The organism is Phytohabitans sp. LJ34 (assembly GCF_052068095.1).
Classification (GTDB): domain Bacteria; phylum Actinomycetota; class Actinomycetes; order Mycobacteriales; family Micromonosporaceae; genus Phytohabitans.
In genome coordinates this window covers 389282-408366 of the sequence record NZ_JBQHDG010000002.1, presented here as the reverse complement: position 1 = coordinate 408366, position 19085 = coordinate 389282, and the positions used below count along the sequence as shown (strand labels likewise).

The 19085-nt window shown below is 72.6% G+C and carries 19 protein-coding genes; 8 read left to right on the top strand and 11 right to left on the bottom strand.

Translation table 11 applies throughout. From position 1 onward, the window contains the following. Positions 1-45: 45 nt before the first annotated feature. On the bottom strand, positions 46-1542 hold the full coding sequence (locus ACTMTJ_RS04855; RefSeq protein ID WP_441214831.1) for a PQQ-dependent sugar dehydrogenase: 1497 nt from the start codon (positions 1540-1542) through the stop codon (positions 46-48). Positions 1543-1645: 103 nt separating this feature from the next. On the opposite strand from ACTMTJ_RS04855, the gene ACTMTJ_RS04850 reads away from it, so the two are divergent. After that, on the top strand, positions 1646-2878 hold the full coding sequence (locus ACTMTJ_RS04850; protein WP_441214830.1) for a cellulose-binding domain-containing protein: 1233 nt from the start codon (positions 1646-1648) through the stop codon (positions 2876-2878). A 3-nt stretch (positions 2879-2881) separates the two neighbouring features. Here ACTMTJ_RS04850 and ACTMTJ_RS04845 read toward each other — a convergent pair whose 3' ends face one another. The 4 genes from ACTMTJ_RS04845 to ACTMTJ_RS04830 all read right to left on the bottom strand — a co-directional run bounded on the left by ACTMTJ_RS04845 (position 2882) and on the right by ACTMTJ_RS04830 (position 5729). Further along, positions 2882-3364 carry a hypothetical protein gene (locus tag ACTMTJ_RS04845; RefSeq protein ID WP_441214829.1) on the bottom strand — a complete coding sequence of 161 codons (483 nt, stop codon included), beginning with the start codon at positions 3362-3364 and terminating at the stop codon, positions 2882-2884. A gap of 114 nt (positions 3365-3478) precedes the next feature. Continuing rightward, positions 3479-3958 carry a YbaK/EbsC family protein gene (locus tag ACTMTJ_RS04840; RefSeq protein ID WP_441214828.1) on the bottom strand — a complete coding sequence of 160 codons (480 nt, stop codon included), beginning with the start codon at positions 3956-3958 and terminating at the stop codon, positions 3479-3481. Between the two features lie 14 nt (positions 3959-3972). Next, entirely contained in the window at positions 3973-4269 is a 297-nt protein-coding gene (locus ACTMTJ_RS04835) for an ArsR/SmtB family transcription factor (RefSeq protein ID WP_441214827.1), read from the bottom strand. A 206-nt stretch (positions 4270-4475) separates the two neighbouring features. Then, positions 4476-5729: a DUF222 domain-containing protein gene (locus ACTMTJ_RS04830; protein ID WP_441214826.1), complete on the bottom strand. Its 1254-nt coding sequence runs from the start codon at positions 5727-5729 to the stop codon at positions 4476-4478. 237 nt (positions 5730-5966) lie between these two features. Between ACTMTJ_RS04830 and ACTMTJ_RS04825 the strand changes: the two genes are divergently transcribed. After that, positions 5967-6536: a hypothetical protein gene (locus ACTMTJ_RS04825; protein WP_441214825.1), complete on the top strand. Its 570-nt coding sequence runs from the start codon at positions 5967-5969 to the stop codon at positions 6534-6536. 21 nt (positions 6537-6557) lie between these two features. Here ACTMTJ_RS04825 and larC read toward each other — a convergent pair whose 3' ends face one another. Together larC and larB are read right to left on the bottom strand one after the other, a co-directional pair. After that, positions 6558-7757 (bottom strand): nickel pincer cofactor biosynthesis protein LarC, encoded by a 1200-nt coding sequence (larC, locus tag ACTMTJ_RS04820; RefSeq protein WP_441214824.1) that lies wholly within the window; start codon positions 7755-7757, stop codon positions 6558-6560. Then, complete coding sequence (larB, locus tag ACTMTJ_RS04815) at positions 7754-8449, bottom strand: nickel pincer cofactor biosynthesis protein LarB (protein WP_441214823.1); 696 nt, start codon at positions 8447-8449, stop codon at positions 7754-7756. Before larB ends, larC begins: the two co-directional genes overlap by 4 nt. On the opposite strand from larB, the gene larE reads away from it, so the two are divergent. After that, positions 8448-9278 carry an ATP-dependent sacrificial sulfur transferase LarE gene (gene larE / locus ACTMTJ_RS04810; RefSeq protein WP_441214822.1) on the top strand — a complete coding sequence of 277 codons (831 nt, stop codon included), beginning with the start codon at positions 8448-8450 and terminating at the stop codon, positions 9276-9278. The two genes, larB and larE, sit on opposite strands and share 2 nt — an antisense overlap. Before the next feature lie 82 nt (positions 9279-9360). Here the strand turns inward: larE and ACTMTJ_RS04805 are convergent, their stop codons facing one another. Continuing rightward, positions 9361-10326, bottom strand: coding sequence for a fibronectin type III domain-containing protein (locus tag ACTMTJ_RS04805; RefSeq protein ID WP_441214821.1), 966 nt, complete (start codon positions 10324-10326; stop codon positions 9361-9363). A gap of 127 nt (positions 10327-10453) precedes the next feature. On the opposite strand from ACTMTJ_RS04805, the gene ACTMTJ_RS04800 reads away from it, so the two are divergent. Genes ACTMTJ_RS04800 through ACTMTJ_RS04785 form a run of 4 tightly spaced genes read left to right on the top strand, consistent with a single transcriptional unit; the run spans position 10454 to position 16310 of the window. Further along, complete coding sequence (locus ACTMTJ_RS04800) at positions 10454-11830, top strand: protein kinase domain-containing protein (protein ID WP_441214820.1); 1377 nt, start codon at positions 10454-10456, stop codon at positions 11828-11830. Between the two features lie 44 nt (positions 11831-11874). Next, positions 11875-14757: a hypothetical protein gene (locus ACTMTJ_RS04795; protein WP_441214819.1), complete on the top strand. Its 2883-nt coding sequence runs from the start codon at positions 11875-11877 to the stop codon at positions 14755-14757. A 9-nt stretch (positions 14758-14766) separates the two neighbouring features. Further along, positions 14767-15621 carry a GNAT family N-acetyltransferase gene (locus tag ACTMTJ_RS04790; RefSeq protein ID WP_441214818.1) on the top strand — a complete coding sequence of 285 codons (855 nt, stop codon included), beginning with the start codon at positions 14767-14769 and terminating at the stop codon, positions 15619-15621. Beyond that, positions 15621-16310 carry an RraA family protein gene (locus ACTMTJ_RS04785; RefSeq protein ID WP_441214817.1) on the top strand — a complete coding sequence of 230 codons (690 nt, stop codon included), beginning with the start codon at positions 15621-15623 and terminating at the stop codon, positions 16308-16310. Before ACTMTJ_RS04790 ends, ACTMTJ_RS04785 begins: the two co-directional genes overlap by 1 nt. On the opposite strand, the gene ACTMTJ_RS04780 is transcribed toward ACTMTJ_RS04785, so the two are convergent. Continuing rightward, positions 16266-17069, bottom strand: a complete 804-nt coding sequence (locus tag ACTMTJ_RS04780) for a class I SAM-dependent methyltransferase (RefSeq protein ID WP_441214958.1) — start codon at positions 17067-17069, stop codon at positions 16266-16268. The genes ACTMTJ_RS04785 and ACTMTJ_RS04780 overlap by 45 nt on opposite strands. Before the next feature lie 86 nt (positions 17070-17155). Between ACTMTJ_RS04780 and ACTMTJ_RS04775 the strand changes: the two genes are divergently transcribed. Further along, the gene (locus ACTMTJ_RS04775) at positions 17156-17983 is read left to right on the top strand and encodes a polysaccharide deacetylase family protein (protein WP_441214816.1); all 828 of its coding nucleotides are present in this window, start codon (positions 17156-17158) and stop codon (positions 17981-17983) included. 19 nt (positions 17984-18002) lie between these two features. On the opposite strand, the gene ACTMTJ_RS04770 is transcribed toward ACTMTJ_RS04775, so the two are convergent. Together ACTMTJ_RS04770 and ACTMTJ_RS04765 are read right to left on the bottom strand one after the other, a co-directional pair. Continuing rightward, a complete protein-coding gene (locus ACTMTJ_RS04770; RefSeq protein ID WP_441214815.1) occupies positions 18003-18740 on the bottom strand; it encodes a metallophosphoesterase in 738 nt (245 codons plus the stop codon). 71 nt (positions 18741-18811) lie between these two features. Continuing rightward, complete coding sequence (locus ACTMTJ_RS04765; RefSeq protein WP_441214814.1) at positions 18812-19027, bottom strand: dodecin; 216 nt, start codon at positions 19025-19027, stop codon at positions 18812-18814. Positions 19028-19085: the final 58 nt, after the last annotated feature.

Below are 19085 nucleotides of genomic sequence, written 5' to 3'. Positions count from 1 at the left end.
GGTCCGGCGGCCGGACCCGGGACCTGAGCCCGGCCGCCGGATTCCCTACCCGCAGGTGTTGCCGTTGAGCGTGAAGGCGGCCGGCGCGGGCTGCGCGCCGCCGGGTGTGCCCAGGAAGCCGAACTCGGCCGTGGCGCCGGGTGCGATGGTGCCGTTCCAGCCGGGGTTCTTCGCGGAGACGGCCGCGCCGCTCTGGGTGATGGTGGCGTTCCAGGAGCTGCCGACCCGCTGCGGTCCGGAGAACGTCCAGCCGACCGTCCAGCCGTTGATCGGCAGGGGACCGGTGTTGGTTACCTTGACAGTGGCGCGGAAGCCGGTGCCCCAGACCTGCGTCTCGTAGGTGACGCGGCAGGGCGCCGGCGGCGTGACCTGGCCGAACGAGATCTTGTGCAGCTGGCCGGGCAGGTCGTTGACGAGGTACAGCTCTCCGTTGGAGTCGACGCCGAGGCTCGTCGGCTGCACGATGTCGGGCGTGTTCAGCTTCTGGGTCTGGTGGCTGCCGTCGGCGAGCTTGCGGATGCCCCAGAACGTGGCCGAGCAGTAGTCGGTGGCGAAGTACGTGCCGCCGGCGATGTCGGCGAACTGGGCGCCGCGGTAGACGAAACCGCCGATCACCGCGCAGCCCTCGGCACTGGTCTGGTAGACGAGCGTGGGGTCGACGTACGTCTCGCCGCCGACGCACCGCTCGGCGTTGAAGACCACCCGGCCCTCACGGCACGACCAGCCCAGGTTGGCGCCGCCCTGTGCGGCGTCGAGGTGGTTGACCTCTTCCCACGTGCCCTGGCCGACGTCGGCGATCCACAGTGAGTTGTCGCCGCCGGCACGGGTGTCGAACGAGAAGCGCCACGGGTTGCGCAGCCCCCACGTCCAGATCTCGGGGCGGGCGCCGGCCCGGCCGACGAACGGGTTGTCCGCCGGCACGCAGTACGCCTGGGTGCCGCAGGTGCGGCTCACGTCGAGGCGCACGATCTTGCCGAGCAGCGTGCCGAGGTTCTGGCCACTGGCGAGCGGGTCGTCGGCCGCGCCGCCGTCGCCGAGGCTCCAGTACAGGTAGCCGTCGCCGCCGAACTTCACCTCGCCACCGTTGTGGTTGGAGAACTCGGAGTGCGCCTGGGTCAGGATCACCTGCTCGCTGGCGGGGTCGCCGAGGCGGACCCGGGAGAGGGTGAGCGTGCCGTCGGGGAGCGCGGTGTACGCCACGTACAGGTTCTGGCTGGTGGCGAAGTCGGGAGCCGTCGCGATGCCGAGGAGGCCGCGCTCGTTGCCGGATGTGTCGATCTTCGAGCGGATGTCGAGGACGGGTGCGGCGGCAAGGCCGGTGGTGGGGTCGTAGAGCCGGACGATGCCGAGCTTCTCGGTGATGAGCAGGCGCCCGTTGTCGATGCCGGCGATCGCGGTGGGACGCTGGAGTCCGAACGCGACCTGGGTGGTGTTGACAGTTATCTGGTCGAGGGGAATGGCGGCCTGAGCAGGGGCCGCCGCGGCCAGTGGCACGGTGGCCGCCAGGACCGTTAGGCCCGCCAGCCATCGAGATCTAAACATATTCACTCCGATCGTTGACGGCACGATATCACCCGGTAATGTATGGAGACCAAACTATGTAGCGGTCGCCGGGCGAGGTCGCACGAGCATGCGAAGGAGCATGATGAAACGTGCAGTCCTGACGTCCGGTGCCGTCGTGGCGTTCTTAGCCGGGGGCCTCCTGGTGGCGACGTCCGCCGAGGCGGCCGTGGCCTGCCGGGTGAACTACTCCGTCACCTCCCAGTGGAGCGGCGGCTTCACCGCGAACGTCGGCATCACCAACGTGGGTGACCCGCTCAACGGATGGCGGCTCACCTGGTCGTTCCCCTCCGGGCAGTCGGTGGCGCAGGCGTGGAACGCGACGGTCACCCAGAGCGGTGCCGCGGTCACGGCCACCAACGCGAGCTACAACGGATCGGTGGCCACGAACGGCACCGTGTCGTTCGGCTTCAACGGCCAGTTCAGCACCACCAACACGAACCCGACGTCGTTCGCGGTGAACGGCGTGGCCTGCACGGGCTCGCCGGGCACCCCGACGACGCCGCCCGTGACGACCGCGCCGCCGCCCACGACGGCACCCCCGCCCACCACGAGTCCGCCGCCGCCCACCAGCGGGTGGAACCCGCCGGCCAACCTCGTGTCGCCGCTGAACGCCGTGTGGCAGCACCAGGAGCAGACGTACAACAACGGCAACCTGTACGGGTTCCGCAACTACGGCTGGGACCAGCTCTTCGCCAACCGCGGGTACATCAACTACTGCGTGCGGTGGGACTCCTCGGCGACGGTGACGGCCCAGCTGCGCGACGAGATCCACGCGGCGCTGAGGCGGCAGTACAAGAAGTGGATGGACGTGATGGTGGGGCACAACGCCTTCCCGTACACGAACGTGCCGGTGAACATCGTCGGCTGGGCTGTGCGCGACCGCAACCAGCTACAGTGGACGGACAACTCGGTCGACATCTACGTCAACAACATCCGCGAAAACGCTCCACAGTGCTCCGAGCCATGTGGACGCTTCTTCAACCAGAGCGGCAACTACCCCAACTGCCCCGGCGGCGCGTCGCGCCACTACGACCACTCGCTGTGGCTGACCGACGGCTTCGGCGGCGGCGCCGGCGGTGACTGGGGCCAGCGGATGGGCCGCGAGTACTTCGTCAACGCCCGCAACTCCGAAAACATCACCATCTTCCTGCACGAGCTCGGGCACACGTACGGGCTGGACGACTTCTACGACTGGGACCCCACGCCTGGCCAGGGTTTCATCATGAAGGCGGGCAGCGCGAGCCAGATCACGACGTTCGACATGTGGATGTTCCGCGACTGGTGGCGCCACCTCAAGTCGCGGTACGGCTACTGACGTTCAGCAGGGGGCTACGTCCACGGATGTCGCGAGATACGAGTGGACGTAGCCGCCGCTGGCAAGGCTGAGCCACATCGAGCCGTACTTGTCGCTGCCGTACGTGGGCTCGCCGGAAACCCAGCACACCACGTCGACCGGCGTGCCGGCGGGCAGCTCGGCGAGCACGGTCGACGTCGTGTTGGGGTGGGCCCGCAGGTTCGCCTCCTGCTCCAGGATGGCGATCTGACCGAGCGGCGCATAGCCCTCGGGCACGGCGTACGGCACCGGCACAGGAACGGGCACCGGCAGCACCTGCGGCGCGGCGGGCGGTGCCGGTGCGGGCTGGGCGGGCGTGGGTGGCGGTGTCGCCTGGGTCTGTGGCGCGGGTGGTGGCGCGCTTGTCTGGGTGGGCGCGGCCTGGCCCGCCGGCTCGTCCGGTGACTGACCGCATCCGGCGGCGATCAGGACGGCGACGGCGGCGACGGCGCTGGACTTCCGGGTCACTGCTGCCTCCCAGGAGCTTGTCCGGTCAGCGGCAGGCGGTGCGTCTCCGACGCTACGCTCGGTAATGGCGGCGTTGCAAGGTCCACCGTGCGTCATCGGCCGCTGCCAGCGGCCTCAGGCAGCGATCTGTGCGAGGCGTGGGCTCGCCAGGCGGAGGTAGTCGTCGGTGTCGAGGGCGACCGACCGGTCCAGCCGGGCCGCGTTGAAGAAGATCTCCGGGTGCGCGACCAGCGCCGGATCGACCACCAGCTCCAGGTCGGGGTGGAAGCTGACCGGCAGGATCGTGCCGCTCGCGCTGCCGGCGAGCGCCTCGGCCCGGTCCGCCGACGCGAACGACGCGTATGTGCCGCCGAGCATGTCGCGCACCGCCGCGATGTCCACTTTGGCGTCACCGGGGACGACGGCCAGCACGTAGCGCGTGGTCTTCTTGCCCAGCTTCACCATGATGACGAGGCACTTCGCGGCGGCGGCGAGGGCGTTGCCGCGCAGCTCGCTCACCAGCTCCGTACGCCCTTCGGGGGCGTGGTCGACGAAGCGGTAGCGCGCGCCGCCCTCGTCGAGGAAGCCGATGAAGCGTTCGTAGGTGTCCGTCATCTCCGCGTCGCCTTTCACCAGTCGTCGTGCAGCATCCGCTTGACCTGGGCGATCCGCTCCTCGTCGCGCTTGTAGAAGACCCACTGCTTGATCTTCTTGCCGCGGATGAGGCCGGCGCCGCTGAGCACCTTGAGGTGCTCGCCCGCCGTCGGCGCGCTCACCCCGAGCTTTTCGGTGATGAAGAGCGCGCACACGCCGTCGTCGACGAGGTCGCCGTCGCGCTGCGGCGGGAAGTGGGCGGTCGGCTCCTTGAGCCACTCCAGGATGAGGAGACGCTTGTCGTTGGCGAGCGCCTTCAACACCTCAAGCACGAAGGGATTATGGCAATTAGCTAACTCCCTGTCTAGGGGTGGGTTTTTCTTTTGCCCCGGTTCGTGCCAGTCGCCCGCCGCATGCTCCCGCGGGCATCGCTCCGGCCGGCGGCTCGCCAGGGCTCGCCGAAACCCCCGGCCTCCACTGCCACGTCCGCGGGCCAAGCCCGGCACGCTTCGGGTGCGGTTGGCGCGGCGTCCGTCTCTCACGTCCTGAGGTGGTAAAGGTTGCGCCGGGGTCGCCGCCGCGGGTCCACATAGGCGGGTGGGACGAACTCCGGCAACCCATCCTCGCCGAGCCGGACGATCCAGTGTCCACGGTGGATGATCCGGTGGTGGTAGCCGCACAACAGCACGCCGTTGTCCAGGCTGGTCGGCCAGCCGTCCACCCAGGAGCGGATGTGGTGCCCGTCGCACCAGCGTGGCGGCCGATCACAACCCGGGAACGCGCACCCGCGATCGCGTAGCTCCAACGCGCTGCGCACCGCCCCGGTGAATAGCCGCCGCCCGCGCCCCACATCCAGCACCTGTCCGTTGCTGCCCAGCACCGCGGGGATCAGCCGCGCGTCACAGGCCAGCTGGCGGATCTGGGTGGCGCTGAGCCGGCCGCCGGTGTCGAGCATGCCGATGCCGAGCTTCTGATGCAGCACGTCGAATGGCACGGTCACCACCACATGCGGCCGCTGTCCACCACTGTCCGGCAGCTGCTCGGTGCGGGTGGCCAGCCCGCAGACCTCGACCAAGGCGTCGGCGCGCCGCTGGCCGGGAGTGCGCGGCTCATAGAGGTCATGGCGCGGCGCGCACAACGGATCCAACGCCGCGTTGACCGCGGCCGCGCCGGCCTCGTCCAGCCAGCCGGTCAAACGCACCCGACCATCACCGCGCCGGGTCAGGTGAAACACCCGCTTTTCAAACGCCTGCTCTTCCATCCGCCGCAAAGCGGCAGCATCCGCGGCGTCGGCTATCTCGGGTGCCACGTGGACGAGGATCCGCTCGCCAGCCTTGCGCAGGATAGTCGGCTCGAACTGCCCGGCCTGGCCGATCAACACCGTCTCGGCCTCGTCTACCAGATCGGGGCCGAGGTCGGCGGGCAACTCGGCGATCGCGGCCGCGATGACGGCGGCCTGCTCGGCGTTGACAGCGCCGGTGGTCAGGGCCGTATCCAGGGCGGGCCGCTGGTCGAGCGCCGCCGCCAGAGCGAGCATCCGCTTCGCCGCGTGGATGCTGATCCGCAAATGCTCGCGCAACCACACTGCGGTGCTGGAAGCGTGCTGAGCGACGGCCAGACCGCGACCGTCGATTTCCCGAACAATGTGCGACTGGGCCGCGGTAATAGCCGCCACGACCTGGTGAATGGTGTCCAAACAATCGACAAGCGTGGCATCGGAGAGCGTCCATGTCGATGCGTCAGCGCACTCGGTCGCGAGGACCTTGAGCTGGGCCAACTCATCCGACAACACCCACTAATAGTCACGCGTCGCCGCCAAGACCACCAGGTCCTTTTCGTCGATCAAGGGCAATGAAACCACGTTATCGGTGTAATGAGTCGAGAAGAATCGCGCATCAGGGACACGTTCCAGATAATTTGGATCGTCGAACGTGATTGGGGCGCGCTTCAGTCAGATGGCACTGTACTATTGCGCGCCCTCGCGGATGGACGTGTGGGCTCGGTGTCTGGCGTCTGCGAGGATTCGACGGTGGATTGGATTGTCACCGTGATCTGTGGCGCCGCCGGCGTCGGCAAGTCCACCGTCGCACGTCCGTTGGCCGTGCGGCTCGGCGTGCCGCTGGCCGAGGCGGACGATGTGGTGACCGCGCTGATGGCGCTCACCACACCGGCCACCCATCCGGCGCTGCACAGGTGGGAGAGCGATCCCGCGGCGCGGTCGTGGTCGGTGGAGCAGATCGTCGAGCACACGCGGGCGGTCGCGGCGGAGCTGGCGGTCGGGTTTCGCGCGGTCATCGCCGACCACGTCGACAGTGCGGCGCCGGTCGTCCTCGAAGGTGACTATCTCCTGCCAGACCTCGTGGTCGGCCTGTGCGGAGTCCGCGCCGTCGTGCTCAGCGAGCCGGACGAGGACCGGCTTGTCGCCAACCTGCTGGCTCGCGAACCGCACGCCGGTGAGCAGCGGTTCCGGGCCCGGGTGAGCGTGGGCTACAACGCTTCCCTGGTCGCCGACGCCGGCCGTGCCGGTGTGCCCGTCGTCGAGGCGTGGCCGTTCCAGGACGCTCTCACCCGGGTGGAGACGGCGTTGCGGAGCCCCTAGCGAAGCGGCGCTGCGGAGCCCCTAGCGAGGCGGCGGAGGAGCAGTCGCGGCGGCGCGGGCGGCGTCCAGCACCTCGGTGACCGGGAGGCCCAGCGTGCGGGCGGCGGCGAGCGCGTCGTCGTACTCCGGCTGGGCGGTCACCACCTCGTCGCCCATGAACGCGCGCTTTACGCGGACCTCCGAGCCGGCCACCGTCACCGTCAGCGTGTCGCGGCGGAGAGTGCGGCGACGCACCGGCTGTACGCGGAGGCCGAGTGTCGTGGTCCACCTGAAGACGACGCGGCAGGCCAGGTCGAGGCGTGCCGCGTCGACGAGCACGGTCAGCACCTGGCCGGGGCGGCCCTTGCGCATCAGGGTGGGCACGCACCAGGCGTCGGCGGCGCCGACCGAGCGCAGCTCTTCGAGGAGGTCGGGCCAGACGCGTGGGTCGAGGTCGTCCACTGTGGCCTCGACCTGGAAGAGCTCGCCCTCCTGCCAGGCCGCGGAAGCGGAAGGATCTCCCGCGCCGACGAGCACGCGGAGCACGTTCGCGTGGGTGGGTGGGTCGGCGGTGCCGGCGCCTACGCCTACCGCTGACGGGGTCATCGCCGGTGGTGGGCCCCAGGCGGTGGCGAGCGTGGCCAGCAGCGCGGCGCCCGTGGGGGTGCACAGCTCCATCGTCGCCGGGTGTGCGGCGATCGGGGCGCCGGCCGCGGTGAGCAGCTCGGCCACCGCGGGGGCCGGCACCGGCAGCGGGCCGTGTGCGGTGCGGACCGTGCCCGAACCCACGGCGACGGGCGAGACCACGCGAATCGTGTCCTCCAGCAGCGCCAGGTCGTGCAGGGCCAGCGCGCAGCCGGCCACGTCGGCGATCGCGTCCAGCGCGCCGACCTCGTGGAAGTGCACCTCGTCCACCGTCGACCCGTGCACCCGCGCCTCCGCCTCGGCGAGCCGGGTGAAGACCGCCACCGCGAAGTCATGAGCGGGGCCGGACAGCGACGAGAGCACACCGAGCACATCGGACAGTCCACGGTGGACGTCAGAGGACGGCGCGACCACGCGGAGGTGAGCGGCCCGGAAGCCGTGGCGGCGGACCGGGGAGACCTCGACGGAGACCGGCACGCCGAGCCGGGCCAGGCCCGACGAGACGGCGTCCAGCGAGGCGCCGGCGTCCAGCAGCGCGGCGAGGAGCATGTCACCGGCCGCGCCGTTCGACGCGTCGACCCAGAGCTTGCGGGTCAACGGGCCCGCCGCGCGATCCGGGCGGCGGCCACGCCGGCGCCGAAGCCGTTGTCGACGTTGACCGTGAGCACGCCGGGCGCGCAGCTGTTGAGCGTGGCGAGCCAGGCGGTGAGGCCGTCCAGGTGCCAGCCGTACCCGACGCTGGTCGGCACCGCGATCAGCGGGGCGCCGGTCAGGCCGCCGATGACCGACGGGAGCGCCGCCTCCATGCCGGCGACCGCGACGATCGCGTCGGCCGTGTCGATGCGCTCGCGCTGGGCGAGCAGGCGGTGGAGGCCGGCCACGCCCACGTCGAGGATCATGTCGGCCTCGGCGCCGAAGACGCCCACCGTCGTGACGCACTCGCGGACCACCGGCAGGTCGGCCGTGCCGGCGCCGACCACGGCGACCCGGCCTTGCGGCGGCAGCGGCTTGCCGAGGACCGCCGTGCGGCCCACCTCGTCGACGTCCGCGTCGGGCAGCTCGGCGTGGCAGCGGGCGATGGCCTCGTCGTCGAGGCGGGTGGCGAGCACGGCGCCCTCGGGGTGCGCCTCGTGCAGCGCCCGCAGCGCCGCCACGATCTGTGCCGGTGTCTTGCCCCGGCCGAAGACCACCTCCGGGTCGCCGGTGCGGGCGGCACGCTCCAGGTCGAGGCGGGCGAACCCGAGATCCGCGATCTCCGCCCCGCTCCCCGTTGGGTACCGTTCAGACATGCTGCCCTCCGACCGCCTGGTCACCGAAATCGCAGGATACGGCCGGACGCTGGTGGCGTTCTCCGGCGGCGTCGACTCCAGCGTGGTCCTCGCCGCGGCGGCGCGGGCGCTGGGTCCCGGCGGGGTGGCGGCCGTCACGGCGGTGTCGGCCGCGGTGCCGGCGGCGGAGGTGGCCGAGGCGGCGGAGTTCTGCGCGCGGCTGGGCGTCACCCACCACGCGGTGGAGACCCGCGAGATGGACGTGGACGGCTACCGGGAAAACGGTCCCCGCCGCTGCTACTTCTGCAAGAGCACGCTGCTCGACACGGCGCGGCGGGTGGCCGCCGAGCACGGGTTCGACGCGGTCGCCACCGGCACCAACGCCTCCGACGTGGCCGCCGGCTTCCGGCCGGGCATCCGCGCGGCGGCCGAGCGCGGCGCGCGTACCCCATTGGCTGATCTTGGTTTGGACAAGGCGGCGGTGCGCGCGATCGCGCGGACCTGGGACCTGCGGACCGCGGACAAGCCCGCGGCCGCGTGCCTGTCCAGCCGCATCGCGTACGGCGTCTCCATCACGCCCGCCCGGTTGGCCCGGGTGGAGCGCGCGGAGGCCGCCGCCCGCCGCTTCCTCGCCGCCCATCATGTCCATAATGTCCGGGTACGGGACCTGGGCGCCAGCGCCCGCCTCGAAGTGGACGCCCACCTGGTGGACACGGCGCGTGACGACGCCGCCCTGCACGCGGCGATCCGGGCGGCGGGCTTCGAGGGTGCGGATGTGGCGGTCGAGCCGTTCCGCTCCGGGTCGATGAACGAGATGCTCACCGACCCGGAGCGGTGGCGCCGCGCCTGACCGAGGCGGCCCAGGACGCGAGGCGCCGCGCCTGAGTCCCGTGAGCCGCGGCGCCCCCACAACGCGCCGCGACGCAATCGACTCAGCAGTCCTGGAACGGACTGCTCACGGCGTTGCTGAGCGGCGAGCTGTTGCCGGACCGGTCGACGGCCCGCACGGCGAACGTGTTCAGCCCGGTCACGTCGGAGTGGTAGGCGAACGCGGTGCTCACGCCGACGAAGATCTGCTGGACCCCGCCGTTGACGACGATCTCGTACTCGATCGCCGCGGCCGCTTCCACGTCGTCGGTCGACGGCGTCCAGGCCAGCCCGACGTCGCAGCCGCTGTCCCGCGTGATCCGCAGCCCGGCCGGCGCGGTCGGCGGTGACGTGTCGGTGCTGGGCCGGGTGGTCGCGGTGACCGCGTTCCTCGGCGGGGAGAGGTTGCCCGCCGCGTCGGCCGCCCGCACGGTGAACGAGTACGTGGTGCCCGGCGTCAGGTGGCGCACGCTCCGGGAGAGGCCGGCCGCCCCGGTGGGCGCGAGAAACTCCCAGGGCGCGCCGTTCACGAAGATCCGGTAGCCGGGCGCGCCCGCGTCGTCCGTGGACGCGGTCCACGACAGCGACGCGGTCGACTGGGTGACGTCGCCGACGGTCAGCGTGGGCGCGGTGGGCGGCGACGTGTCCGGCGTGGTCGTCGCGGTCACCCGGTTGCTCGGCGCGGAGCGGTTGCCCGCCCGGTCCTCGGCGACGATCCAGTAGGTGCGGGTGAACCCCCGTACCCCGATGGTGTCGGTCTCGGTCGTGGACGTGGGGGAGTGGTACAAGCCCCACTCGCCGGCGCTCGACGACTGGAACACGATGTACGCGTTGAGCCCGCCGGCGTCGCGCGACGCGTCCCACGCCAGCGAGATGGTGGTGGCCGTGACGCCGGTGACGCGCAGGTTCGCCGGCGCGGTCGGCGGGGTGCGGTCGCGGCCGGCGGCACCGGCCGGCGCCCCGGTCGCGGCCACGAGCAGCGCGGCCGCCGCCACGCTCACCGCGGCCCGCGCCAAGGTTGTCATCCTCATCCGTCCTCCTCGGGGGGTATGTGCCTCCATCGACAAACCTGACCCCCGGGCGTAAAGATCCTGTCAAGGCGGAGTCGATGGTCACTCTTCATGGATGGACGCGGCCGGTTTGGGGTAGGGATGTTCCGTGCTGCGTTCCGGAGTGTCGCTCGACGACCGATACCGCCTCGAGGAGCGCGTCGCCACCGGCGGGATGGGCGACGTGTGGCGGGCCACCGACCTCACCCTCGGCCGCACCGTCGCGGTCAAGGTGCTGCTGCCGAGCCTCTCCGCCGACGCCGGCTTCGGGGCGCGCTTCCTCGCCGAGTCGCGGATGCTCGCCGCCGTCCGCCACCCCGGCGTCGTCCAGGTGTACGACCGCGGCGACTGCGCGCTGCCCGAGGGCGGCCGGGCCACGTACCTGGTGATGGAGTTCGTCGACGGCGAGCCGCTCTCCGAGCGCCTGGCCCGCGAGGAGCGGCTGCCCGCCGCCGAGACGATGCGGATCGTGGCCGAGGCGGCGCGCGCCCTCGACGCGGTACACGCGGGCGGCATCATCCACCGCGACGTGAAGCCGAGCAACCTGCTGCTGCGCCCGGACGGGAGCGTGGTGCTGCTCGACTTCGGCGTGGCCCGGTCGACGGCCGTCACCAGCGTCACCGGCACCAACGCGGCCGTGCTCGGCACCGCGCTCTACATGGCGCCCGAGCAGGCGCGGCGCCAGGCCGTCTCGCCCGCCACCGACATGTACGCGCTCGGCGCGGTCGCGTACCACGCGCTGGCCGGGCACCCGCCGTTCATGGGGGACAACCCGGTCGCGGTCGCGATGATGCACCTGGACACGGCGCCGCCGGAGCTGCCCGCGGACGTACCCCCGGCGGTGCGCGCGGTCGTGATACGGACGCTGGAGAAGGACCCGGCCGACCGGTACCAGAGCGGCGCCGCCCTGGCGTCGGCGGCGCTGTCCGCGGTCGGCGCCGGCCCCCTGGCGTCCACGGCCGAGATGGCGGCGGTGGACGACCCGGACGCGACCGCGCCGCTGGCCGCCGCCGAGGCGACGCGCGTGGTCCGCCCGGTAAACGGTGCCCGCCCGGACGACGCCGCCACGGTCCCGGCCGGCGCGGGCGGCGGTGGCGGACGGCGCCGTACCGCGGCCATCGCGGGCGCCGTCGCCGGCGCCGGCCTGCTTGTGCTGCTGGCGCTGGTGTTGTTCCTGCCGGACGGCAACCCGCCACCCGCGGACGGCGAGACCACGACCGGGCCGTCCGCGACCTCCGCCGCGACGAGCCGCCCCGCCGGTGGAAACCAGCCGGACCGGCCACGTAACACCGGCGGCGTGACGCCGAGCCAGGCACCGACGACGGGCGAGGCGACGAGCGCGCCGGAGGAGAGCGAGGATGCCTCCCCGCCGGCCGAGGAGACGAGCGAGCCGGACCAGACGCAGCCGAGCCAGAGCGAGGCCGAGGGCACACCGGGCAGCGACGAGTCGCCCGACCCGGACACCTCGCCGGAGGCCGCCGGCTAGGCACCCTTACGCCGACACCCGGGCGTGATAGCGTCCCGGGCCAAATGGCCACCACCACGCTGGGCGCCGTCGAGCGCACCGACACCACCACCGTTCCGCCGCCGGGCCGGCCCCCGCGCTGGTGGCGGCGGCTTCCCGACCCCGTCGTGTGTGCCGTCGTGGTCGCCATCGCGGCGTTCGCGGTGCTCGGCATCGGCTCGCCGATCTGGGGTCGCACGGCGCTCGTCGAGACCGGGCTGCTCAACCACGTCAGCCCGTACACGGACGGGCAGTTCCGGGATGTCGGGCAGCAGACGCTCGACCTCGGCGACACCGTCGACGGCGCGATTCCGAACGCGTGGCTCTTCGGCGACGCGGTACGCGACGGCGAGTACCCCTCGTGGAACCCGTACGTGCTCGGCGGCACGCCGCTCGCCGGTACCCCCAACCAGGGGCTCAACTCGCCGGTGGCGCTGCCGTTCTGGTTCCTGCCGGCGTGGCTCGCGCCCGGGTTCGTCAAGCTGCTCGAGATCCTCGTGGCGGTCGGCGGCGCGTACCTGTTCCTGCGGCTGCTGCGGCTCGGCAGGGCGGCCGCGCTGCTCGGCGGCCTCGCGTACGCCACCAGCGCGTTCATGGTGGTCTGGACCAACTGGCCGCAGTCGCGGGTGGCCGCGTTCATCCCGGCGCTCTTCTGGGCCCTGGAACGGATCGTGCGACATCGCCGCCTCCGCGAGCTGGCCCTGCTGGCGCTGGTGGTGGCCGCGCTGCTGCTCGGCGGCTTCCCGGCCGTCACCGGATACGCGCTCTTCACCGGCGCCTTCTACCTGACCGTGCGCGCCTTCGCGGAAAATCCGGGCGCCCTGCGCCGGGTGGCCGGCACGCTGAGCCTGGCCGCGGGCGGGGTGCTGGCCGGCGTCGCGCTCGTGGCGGTGCAGCTGCTGCCGTGGGCGAGCGTGATGTCCACGGTGCTCGTGCGGGGGCGGGAGCAGACGCCTGACCAGCACATCCCGTTCGAGATGCTGCTGACGGCGATCGCGCCGTACGCGTTCGGCACCACCGATCCGGCCAACCCGCCCAACTACTTCCACATCCGGATTTTTCTCGAAGAAGTGGCGTATGTCGGCGCGGCGGTCCTCGTCCTCGCCATCGCCGCGGTCGCGCTGGCCCGCGCCGGCCGGGCCGTGCTGCCCCGCGCCACCTGGGCGTTCTTCGTCGGCGCGACGCTCTTCTGGGGGATCGTGGCCTTCGGCGGCGGCCCGTTGCTCGCGGCGCTCCAGAAGCTGCCCTACCTTTTCTCCGACAACTCCGTCGAGCGGGTCCGCAGCGTCCTCGGCTTCCTCGTGGCGGTGCTCGCCGCGACCGGCTTCGAGGTGCTGCTGCGCCACCGCCGCGAGGCCACCACACGGGTCCGCAAGCTCTACGCCGCCGGCGTCTGGGCCGTGGTCGGAGTGGGCGGCGCGGCCGCGTACCTGATCGGGCGCGACTACGCCGACGAGGCCGCCGGCCGCCGCGTCTCGTTCCTCGGCGGCCACTACGTCGCCCAGCTCAACCGCGAGGTGGTGGCGGGACTGGCGTTCGTCGGGGTCGCGGTGGCGTGCGTCCTGCTGCTGTGGTGGGGCCCCAGACGGCCGGCCTTCCGGGTGGCGGTCGCCGCGCTCATCCCCATGCTCGTCGCGGTCCAGGCGCTCATCTGGGTACGGCCGTACTACCCCCGCACCGAGCGGGAGAACTTCTACCCGGTCACCGACGTGCACACCTACCTGGCCGGCCACCTCGAGCACGAGCGGTGGTTCGGCAGCAACAACGCGCTGTTCGGCGGCATACACATGCAGTACAAGCTGCGCGCGCTGCACGGTCACTCCTTTGTGGACGCGCGCTTCGCCGAGCTGCTCGACGCGATGCCGGGGCGGCAGTTCAGCCCGCCGCCCAAGCCGGCCACGTACCTGCGCACCGAGCCGCTCGACGGCGAGCCGCCCACCAGCCCGATCCTCGACCGGGTAAGCGTGAGCCACTACGTGACGCCGCCGGAGCGGGTGCCGTACGGGCCGCAACGGGTCGACGCGGGCGACGGCGGCAGCGTGCCGCTCCGCCCCGGCCAGACCATGACGGTCGCCGTGCCGGGTGACGGCCCGCTCCGCGCCGTCGGCGTCACACCGGTCACGCCGGGGATCACGCAGACGCGGCGTACCCGGATCGAAGTGGTCGTGAAGGACGCGGCCGGCGCCGTGGTCGCGGAGGCCCGGCGCTACGACCGCGGCATCGCCGCCGGCAAGCCCTTCTTCGTCCCGCTCGCCGCGGAAAGCGCGCGGGGACCGCTCACCGCGGAGATCACCCTCCGCGACGGCCCGGCCATCGCGGTCGCCGCCCGCGGTGGCGCGCCCGCGCTCTCCACGGTGGAACCAGCCGACGACGGCCTCAAGCTCGTCTTCGACGACTCGTCGGTCATCTACGAGCGCACCCGTGCGCTGCCCCGGGTGCGGTGGGCGGCGCGGGCCACCGTCGAACCCTCCGCGGAACGCCGCCTGGCGCGCCTCGCCGCCGGCACGGTCGGACCGGACGAGGTACTGCTGGACAGCGCCGGCCCGGCCGCGAGCGGTGCGCCGGCCGACGTGCGGTGGGTGCAGGACGGGTTCGACGACATGGCGGTGACGGTCGACGCGGCCGGCGCCGGATACGTGGTGCTCGCCGACGCGATCCAGCCGACCTGGCGGGTGACGGTCGACGGCGCGGCGGCCGACATTGTGCGCGGCGACCACGGGCTGGCGGCGGTGGCGGTGCCGGCCGGGACGCACACGGTGCGGTTCAGCTACGCGCCGAGCCGGCACGACCTGGGCCGCTGGGTCACCCTTCTCACCGGAACGCTCCTGCTGCTCGCCGTCCTGGGCGAGTGGTGGTGGCTGCGCCGCCGCCGACCGCCGACTCTTCCCGCGCAGCGTTTCTCTGACTAAGGTCAGAGAATGGTTCCGTCGCTGGTCGAACGGGTCCGGCGCTTCAACCGCACCGTCACGCAGCGGGTCGGCGCCCTCGACGAGGCATACCTGGCGCGCGGCCGCCCGCTCGGCCAGTGCCGGGTGCTGTGGGAGATCGGCGAGGGCGGCAGCGAGGTCCGCGCGCTGCGGGCCCGGCTCGACCTCGACTCCGGCTACCTGAGCCGTCTGCTCACCGCCCTGCGCGCCGACGGCCTCGTCGAGGTGGTGCCGGCGGGCGACGGCCGGGTGCGCACGGTGCGGCTCACCCCGGCCGGCGTGGCCGAGCGCGACGAGCTCGACCGCCGCTCCGACGACCTCGCCGCCGGCATCCTCGCCCCGCTCGACGAGGCGCAGCGCGACCGCCTCGTCGCCGCGATGGGCGAGGTCGAGCGCCTGCTCGTCGCGTCGATGGTCCGGGTCGCGCCGACCGACCCCGACCAGCCGGAGGCGCGCGCCTGCCTCGACGCGTACGCGGCGGAGCTGGCCGCCCGCTTCGACACCGGCTTCGACCCGGCCCGCAGCAACCCGACCGACGGCATGCTGCTGCTGGTGGCGACGCTCCACGCGGAGGCGGTGGGCTGCGGGGCGCTCCGGGTTCGCGACTCGTACGCCGAGGTCAAGCGCATGTGGGTCGCGCCGTCCGTGCGCGGCCTCGGCCTGGGCCGGCGCCTGCTCACCGAGCTGGAGGCGGCCGCGGCCGGCCGCGGGGTGCGGCTGCTGCGCCTGGAGACCAACGACTCGCTGACCGAGGCGGTCGCCCTGTACCGGTCGGCCGGCTACCGCGAGGTGGCCCCGTTCAACGACGAGCCGTACGCCCACCACTGGTTCGAGAAGGAGATCTGATGCTCGACCGTTTCGCCTCCCTGACGACGGCGCACGTGGCCGACGGCTGCGTCCGCGCGGGCGTGCCGGTGCGGTGCGGCCCGGCCGGCATGCGCCCGGTCGTCGGCGACCGCGTGGCCGGGCGGGTCGCTCCGGCGCGCCACGTGGGGAGCGTCGACGTGTTCCTGGAGGCGTACGAGCGCGCCAAGCCCGGCGACGTACTTGTCGTCGACAACGGCGGCCGCGTCGACGAGAGCTGCGCTGGCGACCTCGCCGTGCTGGAGGCCAAGGCCGCCGGCCTGAGCGGCGTGGTCATCTGGGGCCTGCACCGCGACACCGCCGACGTCCGCGCGATCGGCCTGCCGGTCTTCAGCCTCGGCTCCCTACCGACCGGGCCGCTGCGCCTCGACCCGCGACCGTCCGACGCGCTCGACTCCGCGCGGTTCGGCGAGTGGACGGTGACCCCCGACGACATCGTCTTCGGCGACGACGACGGGGTGCTCTTCGTGCCGTCGGCCCAGCTGGACGCCGTGCTGGGCCACGCGGAGACGATCCGCGACACCGAGCGCCGCCAGGCCGACCGCATCCGGTCCGGGGAGACGCTGCGTGACCAGCTGCGGTTCGCGGAGTTTCTGGAGCGGCGCCGCGAGCGGCCGGACCTGACGCTACGCGAGCACCTGCGCGCCATCGGCGGCGCCATCGAGGTGTAGGCAGGCCAGGTAGTAGGGCGCGTCGGCGTCGTCGACCTCCGCCAGCCGCCAGCCGGTGCCGTCGACGAGCTCGGCCAGCTCAGCCAGCGAGCAGACCAGGTAGTCGAACCAGTCGGTGGCCAGCTCCCGGTAGCGCAGCCGGAGCCGCAGCTGCCCGCCGAGCCGGCCCAGCCCGCGGTTGCGCTCGTGGTAGGTGACCTGCACCGGATCGGTCGTGCCGTACGGGTCGGTGCCCTGGGCGACCACCCGCGCGCCGGGGTTGGCCATCGCGGCGAGCGCGGCCAGAAACCTCGGCGCCCGCTCCCGCCCTTCCAGCAGGCCGAGGTTGTTGCCCAGCAGCAGGAACGTGTCGTAGCGCCGCCCGGCGGCGGCGTGCTCCTCGACGGTGGCGTGCACCAGGTCGCGCACCCCGCGGGCGCGGCACACCTCGATCGCGCCGGGGGACACGTCGAGGCCGGTCACCGCCACCCCGCGCTCCTGAAGCGCCAGCGCGGCCCGCCCGCCACCCACGCCGATGTCGAGCACCCGACCGCGCACCAGGTCGAGCGCTCGGCGGTCGTGCGCGGGCCACTCGTCCGGCCCGGCGAGATACGGCGCCGCGAGCACCCCGTTGACCAGGCCGTCGTCGCGTTCGACGATCTCGATGACCGGCCGCGGCAGCCGCCCGCCGGCCAGCGGACGCCGGCCCACGCCGGCCGCCACGGCGAGCGCGTCGCGCAGCATCTCGCCGAACACGTCACCGGCCAGGGGGCCTTTCATCATGCTTTCACGCTATCCGGCGGGGCAGCCGCGGCCTCCTCCGCCATGGCATCATCGAAGATCGAAAATCACAAACGGGGGAGAACATGGGCGAGGACCGCCGTGCTTTACTGCGCCGTGGTTTGACCTTCGCGGGCGGAGTGGCCGCCGGCCTGTCGGTCGACCGGCTGTCCGACGAGGTCGGTCCCGACCGCCTTCCGCTGAGCGGCGGCTACGCGCCCGGAGGTGTGGCGAGCGCGCGCGACCCGCGCCAGCAGGGCCACGCGGTCCAGCGGCGGGGCGCGACCGAGGTGCGGTGGCGGGTGGAGACCGACCAGCCACTCGTGGCGCTCACCTTCGACGACGGCCCCGGGCCGCGCTGGACGCCGATGGTCCTCGACACGCTCGACCGGCACCAGGCCCGCGCGACGTTCTTCGTGGTCGGCGAGCGGCTCACCCGGCACGAAAAGCTTGTGCGCAAACGCATCGCCCGCCACGAGCTCGGCAACCACACCTGGGCACACCACGACCTGGCCCGGCTCGACGAGGAGCAGGTGCGCGACCAGATCCTGCGCACCCACGTCGCGATCAAGCGGGTGACCGGCGAGACCACCACGCTCATGCGCCCGCCCTGGGGACACCTGGGCGGCAGCACGCTGGTCATCGCCGAGGAGTTCGGCTACGACGTGGTGATGTGGTCGCACCAGATGCACGAGGACAGGTACAAGGCCGACCCGCCGGCACAGGCCCGCGACATCGTCGACAACGTCGGGCCGGGCTCGATCGTGCTCGCCCACGACGTGGGCAAGGCCAAGCGGCTGGTCGCGCTGAGCCAGCTGGACGCCATCATCGTCGGCCTCCGGCGCCGCGGCCTGAAGCCGGTCACCGTCTCCGAACTGCTCGCCGCCGCTTCGGTACCAGGCCGCCAAGGCTGACGCCGCGGCCGGCCGCGGGTCAGGGCGCGACCCGGTAGTGCGTGGTCAGCCGGCGGTCTTCGTGCAGGACGTGGAACGCGAGCATCGGCGGCTGGCCCAGGTCGACGATCGCGTCGCTCTCGAACGGCAGCGTCGAGGTCGAGACCACACCCGGCGCGACGAGCAGCGGCCGGCCGGCGAACGTCGTGGCCGCGGCCGTGTGCGCGTGACCGCACAGCAGCGCCACGACCTGCGGGTGGCGCGCCACCAGGCGGGCCAGCCGGTCCTCGGAGAACTGGCGGATCCCGTCGACGTACGGCGTGCCGAGCACGAGCGGGGGATGGTGGAAGCAGACGAACGCCGGCAGGTCGGCCGCCGCGGACAGCTCCGCCTCCAGCCAGTCGAGCGTCTCGTCGGCCAGCAGCCCGTCGTCGCGGCCCGGGATGCTCGAGTCGCACATCGCGAACAGGGCGCCGCCGACCCGGTGCGCCCGGTTGACCGGCGAACCGTCCGGCTCGTCGCCGAGCAGCACCTTGCGGAACGCTTCGCGCACGTCGTGGTTGCCGGGGCAGAAGAGCACCGGCGACGGCAGGTCGACCAGGCCGCGCACCCGTTCGTACTCCGACTCGGCGCCGTGGTCGGCGACGTCACCGGTCACCAGGACCACGTCCGGTCGCCGCACCAGGCCGGCGAGGTAGCGCACGACCCGCCGGGTGCGCTCGACGCTCCGCTCGCCGGAGTCGATGTGGGTGTCACTGACGTGCGCGATGACCACCATGCCCGCACGCTACGCACCCGGGCGAACCCCGATCCATGGCCAATCGCCGGCCATTGGCCGGGAAGCTCCAGCTAGCCGCCGTCGTCGAGCCGGAAGCCGACCTTCAGCGTGACCTGGAAATGACCGATCTCGTCCGCCTCGATGTGACCGCGTATCTCGGTGACCTCGAACCAGTCGAGGTGGCGCAGGGTCTGCTTCGCCCGGCCGATGGCGTTGCGCACGGCCTGGTCGATCGAGTCGGGTGACGAGCCGACGATCTCGGTGACGCGGTAGACGTGGTCTGACATCCGTCCTCCTCACGCGTGTCGCGTGGCTTCACCGTAGACGCGTCCACGCGGCGACGCA